At 69.4% G+C, this 21,121-nt stretch carries 21 protein-coding genes; 11 read left to right on the plus strand and 10 right to left on the minus strand.

Annotation, left to right across the window (positions count from 1 at the left end):
• Positions 1–14 precede the first annotated feature (14 nt).
• Positions 15–335 carry a nuclear transport factor 2 family protein gene (locus tag ACIGDI_RS27210; protein WP_399901608.1) on the minus strand — a complete coding sequence of 107 codons (321 nt, stop codon included), beginning with the start codon at positions 333–335 and terminating at the stop codon, positions 15–17.
• A 32-nt stretch (positions 336–367) separates the two neighbouring features.
• Positions 368–1,141, minus strand: a complete 774-nt coding sequence (locus ACIGDI_RS27215; RefSeq protein ID WP_399901611.1) for an SDR family oxidoreductase — start codon at positions 1,139–1,141, stop codon at positions 368–370.
• A gap of 69 nt (positions 1,142–1,210) precedes the next feature.
• Here ACIGDI_RS27215 and ACIGDI_RS27220 point away from each other — a divergent pair, with 69 nt between their 5' ends.
• Both ACIGDI_RS27220 and ACIGDI_RS27225 read left to right on the plus strand, forming a co-directional pair.
• On the plus strand, positions 1,211–1,450 hold the full coding sequence (locus ACIGDI_RS27220; protein ID WP_399901614.1) for a hypothetical protein: 240 nt from the start codon (positions 1,211–1,213) through the stop codon (positions 1,448–1,450).
• Positions 1,451–1,566: 116 nt separating this feature from the next.
• On the plus strand, positions 1,567–1,869 hold the full coding sequence (locus ACIGDI_RS27225) for a hypothetical protein (protein WP_399901617.1): 303 nt from the start codon (positions 1,567–1,569) through the stop codon (positions 1,867–1,869).
• A 148-nt stretch (positions 1,870–2,017) separates the two neighbouring features.
• Here ACIGDI_RS27225 and ACIGDI_RS27230 read toward each other — a convergent pair whose 3' ends face one another.
• The 3 genes from ACIGDI_RS27230 to ACIGDI_RS27240 form a co-directional block, all read right to left on the minus strand.
• Positions 2,018–2,422, minus strand: a complete 405-nt coding sequence (locus tag ACIGDI_RS27230; protein WP_399901620.1) for a DUF6174 domain-containing protein — start codon at positions 2,420–2,422, stop codon at positions 2,018–2,020.
• 161 nt (positions 2,423–2,583) lie between these two features.
• Complete coding sequence (locus ACIGDI_RS27235) at positions 2,584–3,774, minus strand: beta-1,3-glucanase family protein (protein WP_399901623.1); 1,191 nt, start codon at positions 3,772–3,774, stop codon at positions 2,584–2,586.
• 87 nt (positions 3,775–3,861) lie between these two features.
• The gene (locus ACIGDI_RS27240; RefSeq protein WP_399901626.1) at positions 3,862–5,133 is read right to left on the minus strand and encodes a family 16 glycosylhydrolase; all 1,272 of its coding nucleotides are present in this window, start codon (positions 5,131–5,133) and stop codon (positions 3,862–3,864) included.
• A gap of 1,227 nt (positions 5,134–6,360) precedes the next feature.
• On the opposite strand from ACIGDI_RS27240, the gene ACIGDI_RS27245 reads away from it, so the two are divergent.
• Positions 6,361–7,272 (plus strand): helix-turn-helix domain-containing protein, encoded by a 912-nt coding sequence (locus tag ACIGDI_RS27245; protein ID WP_399901629.1) that lies wholly within the window; start codon positions 6,361–6,363, stop codon positions 7,270–7,272.
• 75 nt (positions 7,273–7,347) lie between these two features.
• Here the strand turns inward: ACIGDI_RS27245 and ACIGDI_RS27250 are convergent, their stop codons facing one another.
• Positions 7,348–8,037, minus strand: a complete 690-nt coding sequence (locus tag ACIGDI_RS27250) for a response regulator (RefSeq protein ID WP_399901632.1) — start codon at positions 8,035–8,037, stop codon at positions 7,348–7,350.
• Entirely contained in the window at positions 8,034–9,701 is a 1,668-nt protein-coding gene (locus ACIGDI_RS27255) for an ATP-binding protein (protein WP_399901635.1), read from the minus strand. The genes ACIGDI_RS27250 and ACIGDI_RS27255 overlap by 4 nt, the downstream gene beginning before the upstream one ends.
• Before the next feature lie 235 nt (positions 9,702–9,936).
• Here ACIGDI_RS27255 and ACIGDI_RS27260 point away from each other — a divergent pair, with 235 nt between their 5' ends.
• The 8 genes from ACIGDI_RS27260 (at position 9,937) to ACIGDI_RS27295 (ending at position 17,786) form a co-directional block, all read left to right on the plus strand.
• Entirely contained in the window at positions 9,937–10,797 is an 861-nt protein-coding gene (locus ACIGDI_RS27260; RefSeq protein WP_399901638.1) for an ABC transporter ATP-binding protein, read from the plus strand.
• Positions 10,794–11,672, plus strand: coding sequence for an ABC transporter permease (locus ACIGDI_RS27265; protein WP_399901640.1), 879 nt, complete (start codon positions 10,794–10,796; stop codon positions 11,670–11,672). Before ACIGDI_RS27260 ends, ACIGDI_RS27265 begins: the two co-directional genes overlap by 4 nt.
• 53 nt (positions 11,673–11,725) lie before the next feature.
• Positions 11,726–12,811, plus strand: a complete 1,086-nt coding sequence (locus ACIGDI_RS27270; protein WP_399901642.1) for an ABC transporter substrate-binding protein — start codon at positions 11,726–11,728, stop codon at positions 12,809–12,811.
• Positions 12,812–12,998: 187 nt separating this feature from the next.
• On the plus strand, positions 12,999–13,652 hold the full coding sequence (locus tag ACIGDI_RS27275; protein WP_399901644.1) for a response regulator transcription factor: 654 nt from the start codon (positions 12,999–13,001) through the stop codon (positions 13,650–13,652).
• A complete protein-coding gene (locus ACIGDI_RS27280) occupies positions 13,643–14,911 on the plus strand; it encodes a sensor histidine kinase (protein WP_399901646.1) in 1,269 nt (422 codons plus the stop codon). Before ACIGDI_RS27275 ends, ACIGDI_RS27280 begins: the two co-directional genes overlap by 10 nt.
• A 38-nt stretch (positions 14,912–14,949) precedes the next feature.
• A complete protein-coding gene (locus tag ACIGDI_RS27285) occupies positions 14,950–16,221 on the plus strand; it encodes a hypothetical protein (protein WP_399901649.1) in 1,272 nt (423 codons plus the stop codon).
• A gap of 127 nt (positions 16,222–16,348) precedes the next feature.
• The gene (locus ACIGDI_RS27290; protein WP_399901651.1) at positions 16,349–16,759 is read left to right on the plus strand and encodes a BlaI/MecI/CopY family transcriptional regulator; all 411 of its coding nucleotides are present in this window, start codon (positions 16,349–16,351) and stop codon (positions 16,757–16,759) included.
• Positions 16,760–16,763: 4 nt separating this feature from the next.
• The gene (locus tag ACIGDI_RS27295) at positions 16,764–17,786 is read left to right on the plus strand and encodes a M56 family metallopeptidase (RefSeq protein WP_399901654.1); all 1,023 of its coding nucleotides are present in this window, start codon (positions 16,764–16,766) and stop codon (positions 17,784–17,786) included.
• Between the two features lie 70 nt (positions 17,787–17,856).
• On the opposite strand, the gene rfbD is transcribed toward ACIGDI_RS27295, so the two are convergent.
• Genes rfbD through ACIGDI_RS27310 form a run of 3 tightly spaced genes read right to left on the minus strand, consistent with a single transcriptional unit; the run spans position 17,857 to position 20,785 of the window.
• Complete coding sequence (gene rfbD, locus ACIGDI_RS27300; RefSeq protein ID WP_399901657.1) at positions 17,857–18,741, minus strand: dTDP-4-dehydrorhamnose reductase; 885 nt, start codon at positions 18,739–18,741, stop codon at positions 17,857–17,859.
• Positions 18,738–19,721, minus strand: a complete 984-nt coding sequence (gene rfbB / locus ACIGDI_RS27305; protein ID WP_399901660.1) for a dTDP-glucose 4,6-dehydratase — start codon at positions 19,719–19,721, stop codon at positions 18,738–18,740. Before rfbB ends, rfbD begins: the two co-directional genes overlap by 4 nt.
• Positions 19,718–20,785 carry a glucose-1-phosphate thymidylyltransferase gene (locus ACIGDI_RS27310; RefSeq protein WP_399901662.1) on the minus strand — a complete coding sequence of 356 codons (1,068 nt, stop codon included), beginning with the start codon at positions 20,783–20,785 and terminating at the stop codon, positions 19,718–19,720. Before ACIGDI_RS27310 ends, rfbB begins: the two co-directional genes overlap by 4 nt.
• Between the last annotated feature and the right edge of the window lie 336 nt (positions 20,786–21,121).

Below are 21,121 nucleotides of genomic sequence, written 5' to 3' on the forward strand. Positions count from 1 at the left end.
CTGAGGCCTCGATATCAGGGTGTGATGTCCAGCAGTGTGATCTTCCCTTGTGTGTTGCGTTCGAAGGTGAAGCGCAGGGTGACCGGGCTGCCGGGGAAGTCGCCGGACACCTCCGCGACGGCCGTGCAGGCGGTCGGTGTGCCGGTGACGTCGTGGAGGTCGTAGCGTACGGGCGGTACCTCGGTGCGCCAGCGGCGTACCGCCGCGAGCCCCTGGTGGCTACGGCCGTCGTCGTGTACGACGACATCGTCGTCGAAGAGCGCGAAGTAGCGCCCGCGGTCAGAGGCGACCGCCGCGGCGAAGTACTCCGTGACGAACTCCTGGGCGTCCTGCATGGTCTTCTCCCATGGTGTGAAGAGGGGGCCGGTCAGAGGGTGCGGATGGTGCCGCCGTCGATGATGTGCTCGGCACCGGTGACCGCACTCGCCCGGTCCGAGGCCAGGAAGGCGATCAGCTCGGCCACCTCTTCCGGCTCGGCGGGCCGCCCCAGCGGAATACCGCCCAGCACCTGCATCAGATCGTCGAGGGCGGTCTCACGTGTGATGCCGCCCTCGCTCATCCGGCGTGCGAGGAGTTGCTCGGCACCGTCGGTACGGATGAAGCCGGGAGCAACCGAGTTGACCCGCACCCCACTCGGCGCCACCTCGTTGGCAAGGCCTTTGCTGTACGTGGCCAGCGCACTCTTGGCTGCGGCGTACGCCAGTGTCGAGTCGTGCAGCGGCATCCGGCGCTGGATCGACGTCACATGCACTACGGCACCCGACCCGCGGGAGGCCATCCCGGGCACCAGCGAGCGATCCAGCCGTACTGCGGAGAGCAGATTCAGGGCAAGTTCCTCCGCCCACGTCCCGTCCTCCAGGGCCGCGTAGCCGCCGGCCGGGGCGCGGGAGCCGCCTGTGACATGCACGAGGATGTCCGGCACACCGATGAGCTCGGCCACTGCCGCAGCCGCCGACGCGGCTCCCTCGGGGGTGCTCAGGTCGGCCTGGACGAAGAGAGGGTCGGCTGTCTCCGGCGGCGTACGGGCGATCGTGACCACCTCCGCCCCGCCGTCCCGGAGTCGGCGCGCTGTCGCCAGCCCGGTTCCCTTGCTGCCACCCGCCACCACGGCGCGACGTCCGTCGAGATCACTGCTGTTCATGCCGCGACGTTGGACCCTCCCGCAGGGAGAGGGTCAAGACGTGGGGTGGAGGCAGGGACGGATGTGTGCGTGGTGGGGAGTCGCCTGCGACGCGAATGGAGACGCTTCCGCGCAGGGCTCGCTCTCGACAGTGACCACCTGGGACTTCTGGCCGACTACGCCGAACTGTGCCTGCGGGCGGACTCCTTCGAGTACCCGGGACGGGCCGCACGAGCTGTCACCCTGGCCAAGCGCCTCAACGAGCTGGCGCCGCGGTCCGCCGAAGCCGACCGGCTTGCCGCCGCCGAGCGCTGGGCCCGGCGAGGTTAATGGGTCGATTTGAGGATGAGAGCGGCGGCCCGTGCGTCCGCCGGCCACGACACGCAGGCACAGGCCGTGCCCTCGCCGAGGACCTCCGCCATGGCGGCGACGTCGCCACCATGGGCATGAATACCGAGGACCGCGACGCCGTCGTACGCGCGGCAACACTCAAGGCGTTGTCCGGGCCGTGGGACGCTCCGGTGCGCTTGTTGGGCCGGCACCGCACGGTCGCCTGGGCTCAGCGGCATCCTCTGTTTCCTGACCAACACGATTCTGCGCCAGAGCGGGGTCGTCACTTCCTTCGTGCGTGGGGCTTCCTCTGGGCTCTTCCGGTACTCATTGTCGATCGCCGATTCGCCGCTGTACGCAAGGAGGCCGAGGCCCAGCACATTGCCGCCCTCGAAGCGGCGCTCGCTGAGCGGCGCTGACGGGAGCGGGCGTAGGACACGCGCCCGGCCGGTCCGAACCTGGTCCTCCGGTTGGTGTGAGCGGAGCAGCGTATTCCCGGGGCTCGGCAGCTGCGGGTGATGCCGGCGAGGGCCTGTGGCGGCGAAGCCGAAGCACAGAACGTGACCGTCACGGCGCCGCCACCCTGAAGGAGCTGATCACGTACAGGGCCTCGTCGTCGATGGCGTTCTTGTCCCAGTCAAGGGTGATGCGCAGGGGCCGCCCGTCGGCCGCGTACTCGGCGTCCGCGGTGTCCGCGTCGTCACTGCGGGCCGTGGCCAGCTTCTTCAACAGCTCCTTGATCGTGGGGACTTCACTGAACTGCTCGTGTGCCTGCCGCCGACTGTCCTTGTCGACCCCAACCGCTTCCACCACTTCGCCGTCGCGGACCTTCACCCGGAAGGTCCCCGCCAGGACCGAGGTGGCCGAGGTCAGTGTGTAGTCGTACGCCTCCGGCTCCTGCCAGGCAGGCGTACTTGGCGCGGTGGCGCTCTTCAGCTCGCCCGAACCACACGCGGCGGTCGCGCACAACACCGTCCCGACCAGGATGGTGGCGGAAACGGAACAGGTTCGGGAACGACGCCGGGCAGAGGCAAGCATGGTGGCCCTTTCGAGGACGGTTACGACTACGACGCCGGCCGGTCCGTGGAGGTTCGGACCGGCCGGCGTCGCTGCCGCGCTCCGCGTGGATGTCCTCAGAACGGCGACAGCGTGAGCGTGAAGCCGGTCGGCCGGGTGTCCTGGATGTAGGAGGCGAAGTCCGCGACGTCGTCGAAGGCGAAGCCGTAGGCCTTGCCGTCCTTGGTCGCCGCGTGGATCGCCTTGGCGTAGTGGTTGGTGAGGTCGCCCTGGTAGAAGGTGGCGGGGTCAGTGGAGGGCTGGGCGGTGTCGCTGAGCAGTGTCGAGCGGTTGAAGCCCGCCCCCAGGACGGCGGCGACGGGGCCCGTGGTGCCGTCGTTGGGCGCGGCGAGGTTGCCGTCGCAGAAGAGGACGTCGCGGGTCGAGGGCTTGGCGAAGGACACCGAGGCCGGTCCGTCGAAGGTGAAGCGGTCACCGCGAACCCGGCCGGTGAACGTGCCGGCGTTGGTGGTGACCTTGAGGTCCTTGCCGGTGTAGGTGCTCCACACCTCGTCGATGTACGGGGCGAAGTAGTCCGTGGCGAAGAGGCCCGCGTCCAGGCCGTGGCCGGGAGCGATGATGCGCGTGTCGTCCACGACCAGTCGCGCGAAGTCCTCGACCTGCTTGAGGGCGGCGAAGGCGGCGGCGCGCCCGCCGTCGCGCAGGGTTCCCGTCGTCTGGTCCTTGTCACCGGTGAGGCGAATGCTCATCGGCACGCTGAACATGTCGACCATCGTGGTGTTGCAGAACATGCCGGCCGCGTTGTACGTGAACTCGGCGCAGTCGTGCAGGATGCCGTAGTTGGGGTCCGACGCGACCCACCCGGCCGGGTACTGCAAGGCCGCGTTGCCGTTGCCGTCGGTGACGGCCTTGAACTTGAGCTTGTCGCCGAGCGACACGTAGATCCTGCCCGACATGTAGGGCAGGGACAGCTTGGTGTCGCCGCTGGTCGACAGGGGGATGGCGTAGTCGGTGAAGCCGTCGGCTCCGTTGTCCGACAGGGCGATGGGGGCGACCGTGCCGTCCGGGGTGAGTCGTACCTGCTTGCCGTCGAGGTTGCCGACGACATAGAGGTGCACGGAGGTGTCGGCGAACGAACCGCTGTTGTTGACGACGGTCACCGGGAGCGAGTCACTCGCGGAGGTGCCGTCCTGGCTTGCGAGGGCGTAGGGGGCGACGGTGGCGATCGCCGGGACGGCGACGGCCGCGCCGCCCAGGGCGAACAGCATCTTGCGGCGGGTCAGGTTGCGCTGGTGGCGGGGTGTCATGGGTACTCCTTGGGGCCCGGTTTGGGGGGGGCCGGGGTGATCGGGGGAGTGGGAGAAGGGGGAGGGGCCGGCGGGGAGCCGGGACGCTCAGCCGATGGTCCACTTCTGGTTCGTGGCGCCGGTGCACGCCCAGATCTGCAACGGGGTGCCGTCGCCCGAGGAGTTGCCCTTGGCGTCGAGGCACTTGTCGGCGCCGGTGTTGGTCAGGTCGTGGGCGGCGGTGTAGGTCCACTGCTGGGCGGTCGTGCCGTTGCAGGTGTAGAGCTGTACGACAGCGCCGTCGTCGTGTGAAGCGGCCTTGACGTCAAGGCACTTGCCGAGGGCCCGTACGGTGCCGTCGCTGCCCAGGGTCCACTTCTGCGCGTCGTTGCCCGTGCAGTTGTGCAGCTGGATGGGGGTGCCGTCGGCGGTGCTTGCGCCTGCGACGTCCACGCACATGTCGCCGATGCCCTTGATGGCGCCGGTGCGGGCGGTTCCGCTGGTCGCTCCGGAGTCGGAGGTGGTGACGTGGACGTAGTCGACGGTCATCGTCTGCGGGAAGGAGGTGTTGGCGTCGGGGCTGCCGGGCCAGTCACCGCCGACCGCGAAGTTCAGGATGATGAAGAACGGGTGGTCGTAGACCCACTTGTTGCCGCCCGCGTCGGCGGGGGTGCGGGTCTCGTAGGCCTGGCCGTCCACGGACCAGGTGATCGCCTTGGGGCTCCAGTCGACGGCGAAGACGTGGAAGTCGTCGGCGAAGGACTTGCCGTTCGGCAGGGTGTACGCGGCGCCGATGCCGCCCGAGCCGGAGTAGCCGGGGCCGTGGATCGTGCCGTGGACGGTGCCGGGCTCGTTGCCGACGTTCTCCATGATGTCGATCTCGCCGCTGTTCGGCCAGCCGGTGCTGCCGAGATCGTCGCCCAGCATCCAGAACGCGGGCCAGACGCCCTGGCCCCGAGGGACCTTGATACGGGACTCGAAGTGGCCGTACTTCTGCGTGAAGGTCTTGGCCGTGTTCAGCCGTGCCGACGTGTACCGGCAGGTGCCGTACCAACACTGCAGGCCCTGGTCGGTGTTCTTGCGGGCGGTGACGACCAGATCGCCGTTGCCGTCGAGCGTGGCGTTGTCGGTGCTGTTCGTGTAGTACTGCAACTCGTGGTTGCCGTTGCCTCCGCCACCCGTCTCCAGGGTCCATTTCGAGGAGTCGGGCGCGCTGCCCGCGGCGCCGTTGAAGTCCTCGGACCATGTCTGCGTCGCGGCGGCGTTCGCTCGGTTCGTGGCCGGACCGGACGTGTTGAAGAGGATGGCGCAGGCGAGGGCGGCGGTGGTCAGCAACACCAGCCCTCCGAACGACCATCGGCGTGCGCGATGAGCTGCCATGCGGGAAACACACCTCGTCTTTGGGGATGTTCGGCGTCGGGCGGCGGACGGCTCGCGTTGAGGGCGCGTGCAGAGGGGTGTTTGAGAGCGCTCTCTTTTTTGCGCCGGGAGCCACTGGTGGGCCATGACGATACGCACGACCGTTGGTCCTGCCAACCGGAACGTGAAGCGCCAAATCCCTTTGACCTGCGACAACTTGACAGGTCGGGGGAGACTGAAGAATGTTTAATTCGCGTTTAAACCACGCTTAAGGCGTCGGTCGCGGGTGGTGATCTTTATGTCCGGGATGCCTCTCGCCGCCGTCGCGGCCGCCTGCTCGTCCTGACCCGCCCGCGGCGCGGCCGACCACGCTTCGTGCCGGTGGCAGTAGCGTCCCCGCCCACCCATCAGTCGTCCATCCTGCCGGGTCCCCCTTTGGCGCCAGCCCCGTGGGCGCCAAAGGGGGGCCGGGCGGGACGGTGCTGTCGGTCGCCCGGGCGGGGTGTGGCCTGCATGGTGCGCGCCGCGGCGTGCTGCGCCGGGCCGCCCCGATGCCTGTGTGCTCCTCGGGCTCGTCGGGGTCGCGGCAGTCGCGGATACAGGACGGGCTCATGGGGGCTCTCCTCACTAGGTGAGTCCGCTGCCTACGGTGGTCGGAAAGCCCTGCGCAGGTTCCGGCCCCAGTTGTAGGGCCGGTGACGACGGGCCCGCAATGCCCTTCGCCGCAGGTCGGAGGAACCCCGGAAAACCGGAAAACGTCCGCCCTGGCCGGCGGCCCGTCTTCCGCCGTTAGTCGGCCTGCCTTCCAGCCCTCCAAAGGCCGTTGACGTCTCCGAGGGCGAGGGCGCCACGAGCAGAGCGTGCTGCCAGTAACAGACGAGGCCGAACCGGACCGGACCGGACCTGTTCCTGGCCGTGCTCAGGGAGCGGGCGTGGGCCGACGACCTGACGGCGCGGCTGCCCGAGCCCCGCAATAGCTCCGGTTCGAGGGCGAGTTACCGGCCTCCCGGCCAACCCGCAGGCCCGCCTGGCGTGGTGGGTCCTGCGCCGGCTCAGCGAGACCGACCCTGGCTGCCTGCCCCGGCAGCTTGTGCCCACCAGCCGGCTTGCCCGTTGGTCTGAACTGCTCGCAGCCGACCCGCGCCGCCTCGCCCCCGGCCCCTCTGTGACGGGTCGTCGGAACCGGTGGACACCATCCACCTCCACCCGGACAATGTCGGGCATGCCGCCTCTATCCGGGGGGAATGCATGGCGCGGCCCGAACAAGATCTTGTGCGCGACGGCACCCCGCTGCGCGAACTGGCTTTCTGGCTGCGCGACTTGCGTGCAGGTTCGGGCCTGACCTACGCCCGGCTCGCAGCCCGCTCCGGCTACTCGATCAGCACGCTGCAGGAGGCGGCCGCCGGACGCAGACTGCCCACCCTGGCGGTGACCGTGGCCTTCGCGCGCGCCTGCGGCGCGGACCAGGAGGCCTGGCAGCGCTACTGGACACAGGTGCGCCGGGCCCTGGACAGCGGGAGCACGGTCGCCCCCGCACCGCCCTGGGACGCGGAGTTACCCCGCCCGGACGGCTTACGGAGGACGAACGGGCCCAGCGGGACGGATGACCCAGGCCACGCTGACGGGACCCAACCACCCTCCAGAACCGATGAGTTGGGTTCGCTGCCAACGGCCGGAACCCCCCGATCCAAGGAAGCTCGCACTGGCCGGATCGCCGCCGCCTCCGGACTGCTGCTGGTGGCCGTGGGCGTCACCGGCGGACTGTGGTTGGCCCTGTCGCCCGACCTGCCCGCACACCGCGACTTCGCCTCCGTCGTCGTACAGAACAAGGTGGCCATCGGCCCCACCACGCTCGTAGAGGACAAGACCCCGGCCTATCTGTCCAGCGAGACCATCTCCCACTGCGCCGCACGAGGCTGCAAGCTCGCCGGCACCGAGATGTGGAGCGGCGCCAAGCTCGTCGTCTTCTGCTGGACCCGCGGGGAGAAGCTGACCAACGAGGACATCACCTCCGCCGCGATCGCCGCGAACAAGGGCGGCGTCACCTCCGACCTGTGGTACCGCGCCAAGTGGAAGGACGGCCGCACCGGTTACTTCCCCGCGGTCTACCTCGTCCCCGCCGACAGGGGAGGCTCCGGTCTGGCCCACTGCACTGGTTGAGACGCCGCGGATCAGCCGTGTACGGGGCGACGCGTCTTGCCGGCGCCAGCACCCAGGCGGTGTCCGCGGCGCGGTTCAGCGCGCGATGCGGTAGCGGTGTTCGGGGCGGCCGTTGGTGCCGTAGCGGAGTTCCAGGCGGACCATGCCCTCCTTGACAAGGTAGGAGAGGTAGCGCTGGGCCGTGGCGCGGGAGACGCCGGTCGCCTCGGCGGCCTCGGCGGCCGACAGGGCGGTGCGTGCGGAGCGTAGCGCCTGGTGGATCGCGCTGAGTGTGGGCGCGGAGTGGCCCTTGGCCGGGATGCGGGGAACGGCGGGTGGGCGGGCCGCGCTGAACAGGGCGTCCACGTCGGCCTGGTCGGCTGTGCTGGTTCGGCTGAGCGCGTCCACGCGGGCGCGCAACTGGCGGTAGGCATTGAGCCGTTCGGCGAGGTCGGCGGAGCCGAACGGTTTCACCAGGTAGCCGACGGCTCCGAGTTTCATCGCCGCGCGGACGGATGAGATGTCGTGGTCCGCGGTGATCATAAGAGCGTCGGGGCGGCTGTCGCCCAGGTCCTGGCTGAGCCTGCGCAGGACGTCGAGTCCACTGCCGTCGGGCAGGAAGATGTCGAGCAGCAGCAGGTCCGGGTGCAGTGTGGTCACCGCAGCCAGCGCCTCGGCCACGTTGGCCGCCTCGCCGACCACTTCGAAGCCCGCAATACGGCGCACGTAGTCGCTGTGGATGTGCCCGACCCGGAAGTCGTCGTCCACCACGAGGGTCCGGATCATCGCGACGCACCTCCCGTCGGCGACGCCGTCGTGAACGACGTGTCCTCCGGCGTCCGCGCCGTGTTCGGCTGTGGCAGTACGACCGTGAACACCGCCCCCGGGCCTTCGCTGACCGTGATGGTTCCGGCCTGCCGCTGCACCAGCCGGTGCACCAGGGCCAGCCCCAGGCCGCGCCGCGCGGTACCGCGCTCGGGGCGGGTCGACCAGCCGTCCTCGAAGATCGACCGGGAGGCGCCGGGGGCGATGCCCGGACCGCTGTCCGCCACACGGATGAAGATCAGCTCGTCGCTCTCGACCAGTGTCAGGCTGATATGGCGTCCGTCGGCGGCGGGGGGCGCCTCGGCTGTCGCGTCGATGGCGTTGTCGAGCAGGTTCCCGACGATGGTCAGCAGGCGCCGCAGATGCGGTGGGTCGTCACCCAGCGCCGAGTCGTCCGTGAGGGCGATGCGCACTCCGCGTTCGGAAGCGACGGTGGTCTTGGCCACGAGCAGCCCGACCATCAACGGGTTCCCGATGTGTCGGCGCACGTCCTCGGTCAGGGCCTGCCCGGATCGGGCCGTTTCGATGGCGAACTCGTAGGCCGACTCGTGCTCTCCGATGTCCAGCAGACCGGCCAGGGTGTGCATCCGGTTGGTGAACTCGTGCTGCTGGGCCCGCAGCGCGTCGGTCAGCCCACGCACCGAGTCCAGCTCGCGCAGCAGGCCGATCAGCTCGGTGCGGTCCCGCACGGTCACCACGGCCCCCAGCTCGCGGCCGCGCAGCGCGACCGGCATGCGGTTGACGACGAGACAGTGGTCGTCGGTCAGGACACTCACATCGGTGCCGGTCAGGGTTCCGTCCAGGGCGCGGCGCAGCCGGCCGTCGGGCAGCACCTCCGCCAGTCGGTGGCCGAGCGCGCTGCCGAGGCCGAGCAGCCGCCGGGCCTCGTCGTTCACGACGGTGATCCGGCCGTCGGGGTCGAAGGCCACCACACCCTCGCGGATACCGTGCAGCATCGCCTCGCGGTCCTGCAGCAGGCCCGCGATCTCCTCCAGCTCCAGGCCGAAGGTGGTGCGCTTCAGTCGCCGCGCCAGCAGGTAGGCGGCCGCCGCACCGATGGCGGTGGCCATCGCCGCGTACAGCCCGAAGGTGGGCAGCTCACGCCACAGCTCGCCGAGGACGTCGTGCTCCGGGATGCCCACCGACACCTCACCGAGCAGCGTGCCGGACGACCCGTACAAGGGGGCCTTGGCGTTTGCGGACCGTCCGGTCGCGCCCTGGTCGGTGCCGACGTGCGCGCGGCCGTCCTTGGCCACGACGGGCTCCGCCACCGGTTCACCGATCAGGGCCGGGATGGGATGCGAGTGCCGTATGCCGTGCAGGTCGATCACGACCACGTACGACGCCCCGGACGCCCGGCGGATGCGCTCGGCGACCGTCTGCACCACATCGCCGCCGCCTTCGTGCTCCATGGCCTGTTTGATCTGCGGTTGCGCGGCCGTGGTCCGGGCGATGGCCAGAGCCCGCTGCTCGTAGGAGCGGTCGAGTTCGGCGCGCTGCGCGACGGCGCACAGGACGAAGCCGATCAGGCCGGTGAGCGCGAGGATGGCCAGCTGGTTGGCGAGGATCCGCGTGGAAAGCCTCCGCTTTCCGCCGCGGCCTGTCCGGAAGCGGATGGGTGTCACGGGTGCCTCTTCGTTCCGGTGGTGCGACGTGCCGGGGCGCGCCTGTGCGGGGTGTCCGGGTGGCGCGATTGTGCCCCAGCCGCGAGACGCTGCCCACCCTCTGTCCGCTGAGCAGAACGAGCAGAAGCCCGCTTTACGCGACTATCGCGAGATAGCTCGGAAACAGCGACGTAATACGCGGCCGTCTCTAGCGTCTGTCGTCCTCGACCTTCGAGGACGGAAGGAGACAGCCCCTATGGCTTCGCGAAACGATGTCGCGACGAGCCCGGCCACCGACGAAACCGGCCGCGACAACGCGCGCATCGAGATCTCCAGGCTCACCAAGCGGTTCCTGACCCCCGCCGGGAAGGTGTTCACGGCGCTGCAAGGCGTTTCGTTCACTGTGGAGCCGGGCCAGTTCTGCGCCGTGGTGGGTCCCACCGGCTGCGGCAAGTCGACGACCTTGAGCATGGTGTCCGGCCTCGACCGCCCCAGCGAGGGTTCCGTCACGGTCGGCGGCCGTGAGGTGGACGGCATCACCGACGGCGTCAGCTTCATGTTCCAGAGTGACGCCCTCCTGCCCTGGAAGACCGTGCTCGGCAACGTGCTGATGGGCCCCGTCTTCCGCGGCGTGCCCAAGCAGCGGGCCCAGGCGTCGGCCCGCGACTGGCTTCGCCGGGTAGGTCTGTCCGGGTTCGAGGACCGTTACCCGCACCAGCTGTCCGGCGGCATGCGCAAGCGTGTGGCGATGGCCGCGGCCCTGATCAACGAACCCAAGATCCTGATCATGGACGAGCCGTTCGGCGCCCTGGACGTCCAGACCAAGGCGATCATGTCCACCGAACTGCTGAGCCTGTGGGAGCAGATTCGACCCTCCGTCGTCTTCATCACCCATGACCTCGACGAGGCGGTGGCGCTTGCCGACCGGGTGGTCGTGATGACGTCCAGTCCCGGATCGGTGAAGGCGGTCTTCGACATCGACCTGCCCCGCCCGCGCGGCTCGGTCCAGGAGATCCGCTTCCAGCCCCGCTTCATCGAACTCCAGCACCAGATCTGGGACACGCTGCGCGAAGAGGTGGAGCGCGCCTACGCACTCACCGCGGGAGGCCAGGCATGAGTACGACGTCCTCCGTTTCCGGGTTCGATGTCGCCGACGGCGCCACGGGGCCCGCCGCGAGCGCCGCTCAGCGCGCTGCTCGCCGCCGGGTCGCCCGGGTATGGGCGGGCCGGGTCGGCCTCGCCGTCTTCGTGATCGGCGGCTGGCAGGCTTTCACCACCTGGGGCATCGTCGACCCGTTCTTCTTCGGGCAGCCGTCGGGCATCTGGCAGCGGCTGATCGACCTCTTCCAGCACGGCACCCAGTTCGGCTCCTTCTACGCCAACATCTGGACCACCATCCAGGAGGCGCTGGTCGGCTTCGTCGTGGGCTCCCTCGCCGGGATCGTCTTCGGCGTCGTACTCGGGCAGAGCCGCTATCTGTCCGACGTGCTCGGCCCCTACATCAAGATGGTCAACGCGATCCCGCGCATCGTCCTCGGCTCGATCTTCATCGTCGCCTTCGGGATCGGCGTGACACCGAAGATCCTTCTGGCCGCGGTGCTGGTTTTCTTCATCGTCTTCTTCAACGCCTTCCAGGGCGTTCGCGAGGTCGACCGCAACGTCCTCGCCAACGTCCGGGTGCTCGGCGCCTCCCGCATGCAGATCACCCGGCACGTCATCGTGCCCTCGGCGCTGACCTGGATCATCGCCAGCCTGCACAGCGCCTTCGGCTTCGCCATCGTCGGCGCGCTCGTCGGTGAGGTGCTCGGCGCGCAGAGCGGCCTCGGCCTGGTCATCAAGACGGCGCAGAACAACTTCGACCCCAACGGCGTGTTCGCCACGATGCTCGTCATCGCGGTGATCGTGCTCGGCGCGGAATGGCTGATCGGCAAGCTCGAACACCGGCTGCTCGCCTGGCGACCGCCGGCCCCCTCCGAGGCCAACACCCTCTGAACCTCCCCCTCTTCGAACAGCCTCCACACATCCCGAAAGGTGCAGACTCCGCCATGCTCAAAAGAACCCTCACCGCATCGATCATCACCGTCGCCGTCCTCGGCGCCGCCACCGCGTGTTCCGGCAACTCCGGCAGCTCCGTGTCATCCGGCTCCGGCTCCACGCCCACGGTCAAGCTCATGGTCGGCGGCATAGACAAGCAGATCTACCTGCCCTACCAGCTCGCCCAGAACCTAGGCTTCTACAAGAAGTACGGCGTCAAGGTCGAACTCAGCACCGAGCAGAACGGCGGCGTCGGCGCCGAGGAGGCCATGGCCTCTGGCCAGGTCGACATGGCCGGCGCCTGGTACAACCACACCATCGAGTTCCAGGCGAAGGGCAAGGCGGTCGAGGACGTCGTCCAGCTGTCCGGTGCGCCCGGCGAGCGCGAGATGTGCACGACGAAGAGCGGCGTGACCTCGGCCGCCGACTTCAAGGGGAAGACCCTCGGCGTCACGGACCTGGGCTCGGGCACTGACACCCTCACGCAGTTCATGGCGGCGAAGAAGGGCGTCAAGACCAGTCAGTTCCACCGGCTCGCGGTCGGTGCGGGCTCCACGGCCGTCGCCGCCCTGCAGAACGGGAAGGCCGACTGCGTCATGACCACACAGCCGACGGTCGCCGCGATCCAGAAGAAGGGCGTCGGCACCTCGGCGATCGACCTGGCCACCACCGACGGTGCGAAGGCGGCGCTGGGCGGCGCGTTCCCGGGCGCGAGCGTCCTCGCCCGCACCGACTGGGTCACCTCGCACAAGGACGCGACGCAGAAGGTCGTCGACGCGCTCGTGGCCACGATGCACTGGATCAACACGCACAGCGCGGCCGACATCGCCGACAGGCTGCCCGCCTCGTTCGTGCAGAACCAACTGGTCACCAAGGCCGACTACATCAAGGCCCTGACCGAGGACAAGGGCCAGTTCCTGCCGGACGGGATCATGCCGGCCGGCGGCCCGAAGACCGCGCTCGCCACCGAGAAGCTGGTCGGAGGCGTGACCTCGTCGGTGGACCTGAGCAAGACCTTCACCAACGAGTTCGCCCTCAACGCCAACAAGAAGGAAGGCTTCACCACCACCACGGCACCGGCCGGTGCCAAGGGCTGAGACCTCTGCGCTCACGGTGCCGCCCCGGCGGCACCGTGAGCTTTCGTATTCCGTACCGCAGCCGGCTGGGTGAGCGTCGGTGGTCCTGCCACGAGCCCCCGGCTGCGCCGTGGCCGCTCGCGCCCGGGTGTCAGGCACCTGATCAGGGCGGATGGAGAATCCGGACCCGAGTATCTAGGGTCAGCGCGTGGCTTTCATCATGGTGTGCGAAGACGACGCGGCGGTTCGTGGCGTCCTCAAGCGCGCCCTGGAGCACGACGGCCACACCGTCTCCGTCGCCGCGACGGCCGACAGCCTGCTGCGGCAGCTCGCACCGGCGCCCCAGTTGGTCGTCCTGGATCTCGGGCTGCCGGACGCCGACGGCCGCGACGTCTGCCTGGCCCTGCGGGCTCGCGGCGTCGACGTACCGGTGTTGATGCTCACCGCTCTGGACGGCCTGCATCACAAGGTGGGCGGCTTCGAGGCCGGGGCCGACGACTACATGACCAAACCTTTCGACATCCCGGAGCTGCTGGTGCGCGTCCGGGCGCTGTTGCGCCGGGCCACCGTGGTGTCCGTACCGCAGGAAGTCCTCCTCGACCCGGCGAAGCACGTGGTGACCTGCGATTCGGTCTCCATGAGCCTGACCCCGACCGAGTTCCGGCTCTTGGGCCGTCTGATCGCCTCGCAGGGCGAGGCGGTACGCCGCCACGCCCTCGTCGCCGCCGGCTGGCCGCACGGAGCCCAGGTCAGCGACAACACCCTGGACTCCTTTGTGCGCCGGCTGCGCACCAAGCTCGCTCCGCTGGGTGCGGCCGAACGGCTCGTGACCGTCCGTGGCGTGGGCTACCGATGGCAGTGACGGGATTCCGCAGAAGCGTCGTCGCCCTCACCGTGCTGATCGCCACCGCCGTGGTCGCGATCCTGGTCGTGGTCTCGCACGTGCTGCTGAGCCGGGTGACGGACGCCGACGCGCACGACCTGGCGCATGCGCGCGCCGAGACGGTCGCGGCGAATGTCACCGCCGAAGGCGGGCGGGTGGTGCTCACGGAGAACGGCAGCGAGGCGCTGGACGAGGTCGCCTGGGTGTATGCCGACGGCCGTCTGATCGACGGGGACGTGCCGGTGAGTGTGGCCGGGCGCGTCGAGGAGCTGGCGGGCTCGGGGCGAACTCAGACCGTGTCGGTCGGCGACTACCTCCTGTACGCGCGGCAGGTCCCGATCGACGGCCACCACGTCATGGTGATCGTCCGGGTGGACCTCACGCCCTACGAGACCTCCGAGCAGCGCAGCCTGGCCTTGTCCTTGATCCTGGGCGGCCTCACGATCCTCCTCGCCGGCGGTGTCGCCCATCTCGTGGTGCGCCGCGCGCTGCGGGTCGTGCACGAGATGGCGGCCCTCGCCGATGACTGGGGCCATCACGAACCCGGGCGCCGCTTCAACCTCGGTGTCCCCCGTGACGAGTTCGGGGAACTGGGGCAAACCCTGGACCGCCTCCTGGAGCGTGTCGACAATGCGTTGTCGGACGAGCGCCGGCTCACCGACGAGATCGCCCATGAACTGCGGACACCGCTGACGGTCCTGCGGGGCGAGGCGCAGTTGGCGCAGATGTCCGGCGAGCCGGTGGCGCCGGAGGCGGTCCTGAGTGAGGTCGACCGCCTCGATACGGCGATCACGACCATTCTGCGCGCCGCGCGCGCACGGACCGACGACGGAACCCGGTGCGATCTGCGTTCCGCTGCGTGGCAGGCGATCGGCTCTCGCGCGGTCGAGGTCGCCTTCCCCGCGAAGGTCGAGGTGGCCGTGCCGCCCGACGTCGCCGTGTCGCTGCTGTCACCGCTGCTGGAGAACGGCCTTCGGCACGCGCGGTCGCGTGTGTGGATCACCGCGCGCAGCCAGGGCGAGGCGATCGTGGTCGATGTCCTGGACGACGGGCCCGGCTTCGATTCCGCGGACGTCGACCGGGTCTTCGAAGCGGGTGTGACCGGCGGCGACGGATACGGGCTGGGCCTGCCGGTGGTCCGGCGCATCGCCGCCTCGGCCGGTGTGGAGGTCCGCGCGATCGCGGACGGCCGCGGTCACGTCGAGGTGAGGCTCCCGGCCGCTCGCACGGTCACGTAGTCAGGTTGCTTGCAGGTTCCCCGCGTAAACCTCCCTGCATGACAACGACCACGGAAGCGCGCACCCGCAGCGGGCGCCTCATGCTCAACAAGGTCCCCGAGGTCACCATCTGGTTCTGGGTGATCAAGGTCCTGTGCACCACGGTGGGCGAGAGCTTCGCCGACTGGATCAACATGAAGCTGGGCGTCGGCCTGGTGAACACGGCCTGGATCTTCACCGCGGTGTTCGTGGTCGTCCTGGCCGCCCAGCTGCGGCTGAAGCGGTACGTGCCGTTCCCCTACTGGCTGACCGTGGTCGTCGTCAGCGTCACAGGAACCCTGTACACCGATATCCTCACCGACCAGTTGAACGTGCCTTTGTGGATCAGTACCGCGGTCTTCTCCGTGCTGCTCGCGGTGGTCTTCGGTACCTGGTGGCTGCGCGAGCGCACGCTGTCGATCCACTCGGTCACCACGCTGCCGCGTGAGTCGTTCTACTGGCTCGCCGTTCTCGTCACCTTCGCGCTCGGCACGGCGACCGGCGACTGGACACTGGAGCTGACCGGGTGGACCCCGGGCGCCTCGGTGCTGCTGCCGCTCGGCCTCATCGCGGCGATCACGGCCCTGTGGCGGTTCGGCGCCAACCCCGTGCTGTCCTTCTGGCTCGCCTACATCCTGACCCGCCCGCTGGGCGCGAACATCGGTGACTGGCTCGCCTCCCCGAAGGTCGCTCAGCCGGGCGAGCCGACCGGTCTCGCGCTGGGCACGTTCACCACCAGCCTGATCTTCCTCGGCCTGATCCTCGCGACGGTGCTCTACCTGACGGTGACGCGCTCCGATGTGACCGAGACCTACGAGGCCGCCCACGCCGCCCACGCCACCGGCGACCTGCGAAAGGAGCGCGTCGGTTTGGCCGGCTTCGGACTGCTCGCCGTCGCCACCACGGGCCTGCTGATCTGGGCTCACAGCCAGCCGCATGTCGGCCCGGCGCCGGAGGAGGACAACACCTCCGCCGTCCAGATGGCTCCCGGCGAGGCGGTGAAGAAGTTCCCGCCCGCCAAGGTCGCCGCGCTGAAGGCCCTCGCCTCCACCTCGCTCAAGGACGCCCGCTCCGGGAACGCGACGGGAGCGCACGCGGCCGCGCAGTCACTGCGTGACCTGTGGGATGCCGACCAGGCCTCGCTGCAGCCGCTGGATCAGACGGGCTGGACGTCCATCGACGCCCAGATGGACAAGATGCTCAAGACCTTCGGCATCGACCACTCGAACCCGCCGATGGCGCCCGCGCAGCAGGAGAAGGAGCTGAACGCCCTCCTGACGGACATGGGCTGACCGACCGCCCAGCGCCCGGAGACGGGGTGACTGTGCAGCAGCTCCGGCGGTGGTGCAGGTCGCCCCGTCCTACAGGCCGTAGTAGCTCCCTGTAAGGTGGGTGGCCGAGCGGTGAGGCGGTGAACAGGTGCGTGAGCGCAAGAGCGGGGAAAGCGGCGGGGCGAGCAGCAGAAGGGCGCGCGGGGAGCTGGAGAGTGATGTCCTCGCCGCTCTGTGGGCCGCGAAAGAGCCGCTGACCGCACGGCAGGTCCTGGAACGCCTCCCCGGGGACCTCGCCTACACGACGGTGCTGACGATCCTGTCGCGCCTCCACGACAAGGGAATGCTCGTACGCCATTCCGTGGGCCGCGGCAATGCCTTCGCGCCCGTCCGGGACGAGGCGACGGAGACCGCCGTGCGGATGCACAGCCTGCTGGCGCGAGGCTCGGACCGGGAGGCGGTGCTGTCCCGCTTCGTGTCCGAACTGTCCCGGGAGGACGAGCAGTTGCTGCACCGTCTGCTGGGCGAGCAGGACACCGGCCGCGACGACGGGCAGTGAGCCGGTGACGATCAGCGTCTATGTCCCGCTCGTGGTCACGGTCCTCGCGGTGCTCGCTCCTCGGGTGGCTCGGCAGCGCGCACCGCGGCCCGCCGCCTGGTCCCTGGCGTGTGCGGCAGCAGTAACGGCGACCGGCTGGCTGGGCTCGCTGGCCCTGCTGGCATTCACCGCCTTCGCGCAGATCCCGGAGGTCGCGGAAGAGGGCCACTGGTCAGTGGCCGCACTTCGTACGCACGACCCGGTGGACCTGTCCGTCGCGGCCGTCAGCGCCCTGGCCCTGGCGGCGGGACTGGTGTCACTGGGAGTCGCCTCCGCACGTCAGGTACGTCATCTGATGTGGGCCCGTAGGGAATGCGGCCGGATGCCCGGAGACACCGAACTGGTGGTGCTCGACGACGACGTTCCGCAAGCGTTCGCGCTGCCCGGTGCGCCCGGGCGGATCGTGGTGTCCCGGGGGATGCTTCGCTGCCTCGGTGACGCGGAGCGCGAGGCCCTCCTGGCGCATGAACGGGCCCATCTCCGTGGCCGGCACCACGTCTTCCAGGCCGTGTGGCGCCTCGCGGCGGCCGTCAATCCGCTGCTGCGACCGCTGGCCGAGGCCGGCGCGTTCGCCTTGGAGCGTTGGGCCGACGAGGAGGCCGCCGCCCGCACAGGCAGCCGCACGGTCGTCGCCCGCGCCGTCGGACGGGCGGCCCTGGCGTCCGCTGCCGTGGCACGCCCTGCCGCCCTGGCCGCGACCGGTGGAGCGGTGCCCCAGCGGGTGCAGGCCTTGCTGTCCCCGCCGCCCCCGCCGCGCACCCTGCCTTTCGCGGCGGGGGCTGTCCTGCTCACCCTGTGCTGCGTCAGTCTGGCCAACGCCGCCTCGGACAGCGAGAACCTGGTCGACAGCGCGGAGCACGCCTGCTGCGCCGCGGGCCCGCATACGACCGGTGGTTCATCGAGGGAGCACGTCCAGCACGGCCCAGGGCTCTGCACCGGGTCATGCGGGGCCGACGAACGGAACGAACACGGGAAGCACCGCAGTTGACGTCCTCTCCCTTGCACGGGGGAGCATTCCGCCTGCGGGGTGTTGACCGTTGGGTGAGGCGGCGACGGGATTACGGCCGCTCGGCCGCCAGCATCGCCGGAAACGCTTCGTAGAGGGCCTCGCGCCACCCCCGGATCGGCTCGAGCTCGGCTGGTGCCCAACGGTCATGGCCGAGGACGCTGTAGCTCGGCCGGGGGGCCGGGCGGAGGTAGGCGGCGCTGGTGGTCGGACGGACTCGCTCGGTATCCGCGCCGAGCAGCCGGAAGACCTCCCGGGCGAGGTCGAACCAGGTGGTCTCACCGGTGCTGGTGCCGTGGTAGATCCCGGCCGGGGCGACACCGTTCAGAGCGGAGCGGCCGAGGCGAACGAGCCGGTCGGCGAGGTCGACGGTCCATGTGGGCTGGCCGCGCTGGTCGTCGACCACGTCGAGGATGTCCTTGACGCTCTCCAGTTTGATCATCGTACGGACGAAGTTGCCGCCGCCGGCTCCGTACAACCATGCCGTGCGTACCACGTAGCCCGAGTGGGGGAGTGCGGCCAGTACGGCCTGCTCGCCGGCGAATTTGGTGCGGCCGTAGGCACTTCGTGGCGCTGTGGGGGCGTTCTCCGCGTAGGGCGAGTCGGCGTTGCCTGCGAAGACGTAGTCCGTGGAGACCTGAAGCAGCTTGGCGCCGGTCGCGGCGCAGGCCTCTGCCAGGTTCCGGGGGCCGTGGCCGTTGATCCGCAGGGCTTCGGCCTCCTGGGTCTCGGCGTCGTCGACGGCGGTCCAGGCGGCGCAATTGACGACCACGTCCGGCCGGTACTCGGCGACGGCTTCGTGTACCGCGTCCGGGTCCGTGACGTCGAGGTCCCCGCGGGCCAGGCCCACAACCTTCTCCATGTCCGCCGTCAGGCGGGCCATGAGGTCCTTGCCGAGCATGCCGCCCGCGCCGGTGATCAGCCAGGTGGATGTCACAGTGTCGCGCGCTCCTTCAGAGGCACCCACCAGTCGCGGTTGTCCCGGTACCAGGCGACGGTCTCGGCGAGGCCGGTGGCGAAGTCCTTACGGGGTTCGTACCCCAGTTCCGTGCGGATCTTGGTGCAGTCCACGGAGTAGCGGCGGTCGTGGCCCTTGCGGTCGGCGACGTACTCGACGCTGTCCCAGTCGGCGCCGCAGGCCTGCAGCAGGAGGGAAGTGAGTTCCTTGTTGGACAGTTCGGTGCCGCCGCCGATGTTGTAGACCTCGCCGGCGCGTCCCCGGGTGCGCACCAGGTCGATGCCCTGGACGTGGTCGTCGATGTGCAGCCAGTCGCGGACGTTGCCGCCGTCGCCGTAGAGCGGGACCTTCTTGCCGTCCAGCAGGTTGGTGATGAACAGCGGGATGACCTTCTCGGGGAAGTGGTGGTGCCCGTAGTTGTTGGAGCAGCGGGTCACGCGGACGTCGAGGTCGTGGGTGCGGTGGTACGACAGCGCGATCAGGTCGCTGGCGGCTTTGGCCGAGGAGTAGGGCGAGTTGGGCTGCAGTGGGTGGGTCTCCGGCCAGGAGCCGGAGTCGATGGAGCCGTAGACCTCGTCGGTGGAGATGTGGACGAAGGTCTTGATGCCGGCCCGGTGTGCGGCGTCGATCAGGGTGTGGGTGCCGACGACGTTCGTACGGACGAACTCCGCGCCGCCGTCGATGGAGCGGTCCACGTGCGACTCGGCCGCGAAGTGCACCACCTCGTCGTGCTCGGCCATCAGCTTGCCCACGAGCTCGGGGTCGCATATGTCGCCCTGCACGAAGGCGAAGCCGGGGTGGTCGCGGACCTGGTCGAGGTTGGCCGGGTTGCCCGCGTAGGTGAGCTTGTCCAGCACAGTGATGGCCACGTCGCCGGGGCCCTCGGGACCGAGGAGGGTACGGACGTAGTGGGAGCCGATGAAACCGGCGCCGCCGGTCACCAGGATGTTCGTCGTCATGAGGAGATCTGCACCTTGCTGTGGTCGCCGAGGACGAGACGGTGTACCGCGGGATTGCGGGGCGCGGGGGTGACCTGCACGTTGCGGCCGATGAGCGAGGTCTCGACGCGCCGGACGCCGGTGATGGAGGAGTCGCGCAGGACGATCGAGTACTCGACCTCGCTGTCCTCGATGCGGCAGCCCTCGGAGATGGAGGTGAACGGGCCGACGTACGAGCCGTTGATCACCGTACCGGGGCCGATGACGGCAGGGCCGACGATGCGCGACCCGTGGACCTCGGCGCCCGCGTCGATGCGCACGCGGCCGATGATCTCGCTGGAGTCGTCGACGGTGCCCTCGACGTGTGGCTCGAGCCTCTCCAGGACGGAGCGGTTGACCTCCAGCATGTCGGCGACGTTCCCGGTGTCCTTCCAGTAGCCGGAGATGGTCGTCGAGCGGACGTCCTTGTTCTGGTCGATCAGCCACTGAATGGCGTGCGTGATCTCCAGCTCGCCGCGCCAGGACGGCTCGATGCTGCGGACGGCCTGGTGGATCGCGGCTGTGAAGAGATAGACGCCCACCAGCGCGAGGTCGCTCTTGGGCTGTTTCGGCTTCTCCTGGAGCCCCTTGACGCGGCCGTTCTCGTCGAGCTCGGCGACACCGAAGGACGTCGGGTTGGGCACTCGGGTCAGCAGGATCTGGGCGTCGGGGCGTTCCGTACGGAACGCGTCGACGAGGCCGGTGATGCCGCCGACGATGAAGTTGTCGCCGAGGTACATCACGAAGTCGTCGTCACCCAGGAAGTCGCGTGCGATGAGCACGGCGTGGGCCAGCCCGAGCGGCTTGTCCTGCGGTATGTAGGTGACGTCGATTCCGAATGCGGAGCCGTCACCCACGGCTTCCCGGATCTCTTCGGCGGTGTCGCCGACGATGATTCCGACGTCGGTGATGCCGGCATCGGCGATGGCCTCCAGCCCGTAGAACAGCACGGGTTTGTTGGCGACCGGCACGAGTTGCTTGGCCGAGGTGTGGGTGATGGGACGCAGGCGTGTACCCGAACCACCCGACAGCACGAGGGCTTTCATTCGCGGCATGCTAGATCCTGTCAAGTTACGGCTCCGTCGGCTGTGTCATAGGTCGTCGAATCATGTCGGATATTCCATGATTTTCATGAGTAAGAGTCCGGTGTGACGTCACTCTGGTGTGATGACGGTGGATCGACCGGGGAACACGTCGATGTCGGAGCGGGCAGCTGAACACTACAACATGTAGTAGGTTCGTCGATGCGGGGGCGGCGTGCCTCCGGGTCGGTGCCCTGGCCGCCGGCGGGCCGACAGACGAACCGCCTGCCGGGCAGGAGCCCGGACGGGTGGTCGGGGTCCTCGCCCGAACGGAACTGCCGACGATCTCGTCCCGTCTGT

The sequence above is a fragment of the Streptomyces sp. NPDC085900 genome (genome assembly GCF_044540925.1).
Lineage (GTDB): Bacteria > Actinomycetota > Actinomycetes > Streptomycetales > Streptomycetaceae > Streptomyces > Streptomyces gilvifuscus.

Coding starts and splice junctions, on each gene's coding strand:
- ACIGDI_RS27210 (WP_399901608.1), bottom strand. CDS start 335: ATGCAGGACGCCCAGGAGTTCGTCACGGAGTACTTCGCCGCGGCGGTC.
- ACIGDI_RS27260 (WP_399901638.1), top strand. CDS start 9,937: ATGGCTTCGCGAAACGATGTCGCGACGAGCCCGGCCACCGACGAAACC.
- ACIGDI_RS27270 (WP_399901642.1), top strand. CDS start 11,726: ATGCTCAAAAGAACCCTCACCGCATCGATCATCACCGTCGCCGTCCTC.
- rfbB (WP_399901660.1), bottom strand. CDS start 19,721: ATGACGACGAACATCCTGGTGACCGGCGGCGCCGGTTTCATCGGCTCC.
- ACIGDI_RS27280 (WP_399901646.1), top strand. CDS start 13,643: ATGGCAGTGACGGGATTCCGCAGAAGCGTCGTCGCCCTCACCGTGCTG.
- ACIGDI_RS27265 (WP_399901640.1), top strand. CDS start 10,794: ATGAGTACGACGTCCTCCGTTTCCGGGTTCGATGTCGCCGACGGCGCC.
- ACIGDI_RS27310 (WP_399901662.1), bottom strand. CDS start 20,785: ATGAAAGCCCTCGTGCTGTCGGGTGGTTCGGGTACACGCCTGCGTCCC.
- ACIGDI_RS27245 (WP_399901629.1), top strand. CDS start 6,361: ATGGCGCGGCCCGAACAAGATCTTGTGCGCGACGGCACCCCGCTGCGC.
- ACIGDI_RS27225 (WP_399901617.1), top strand. CDS start 1,567: ATGAATACCGAGGACCGCGACGCCGTCGTACGCGCGGCAACACTCAAG.
- ACIGDI_RS27215 (WP_399901611.1), bottom strand. CDS start 1,141: ATGAACAGCAGTGATCTCGACGGACGTCGCGCCGTGGTGGCGGGTGGC.
- ACIGDI_RS27235 (WP_399901623.1), bottom strand. CDS start 3,774: ATGACACCCCGCCACCAGCGCAACCTGACCCGCCGCAAGATGCTGTTC.
- ACIGDI_RS27240 (WP_399901626.1), bottom strand. CDS start 5,133: ATGGCAGCTCATCGCGCACGCCGATGGTCGTTCGGAGGGCTGGTGTTG.
- ACIGDI_RS27250 (WP_399901632.1), bottom strand. CDS start 8,037: ATGATCCGGACCCTCGTGGTGGACGACGACTTCCGGGTCGGGCACATC.
- ACIGDI_RS27285 (WP_399901649.1), top strand. CDS start 14,950: ATGACAACGACCACGGAAGCGCGCACCCGCAGCGGGCGCCTCATGCTC.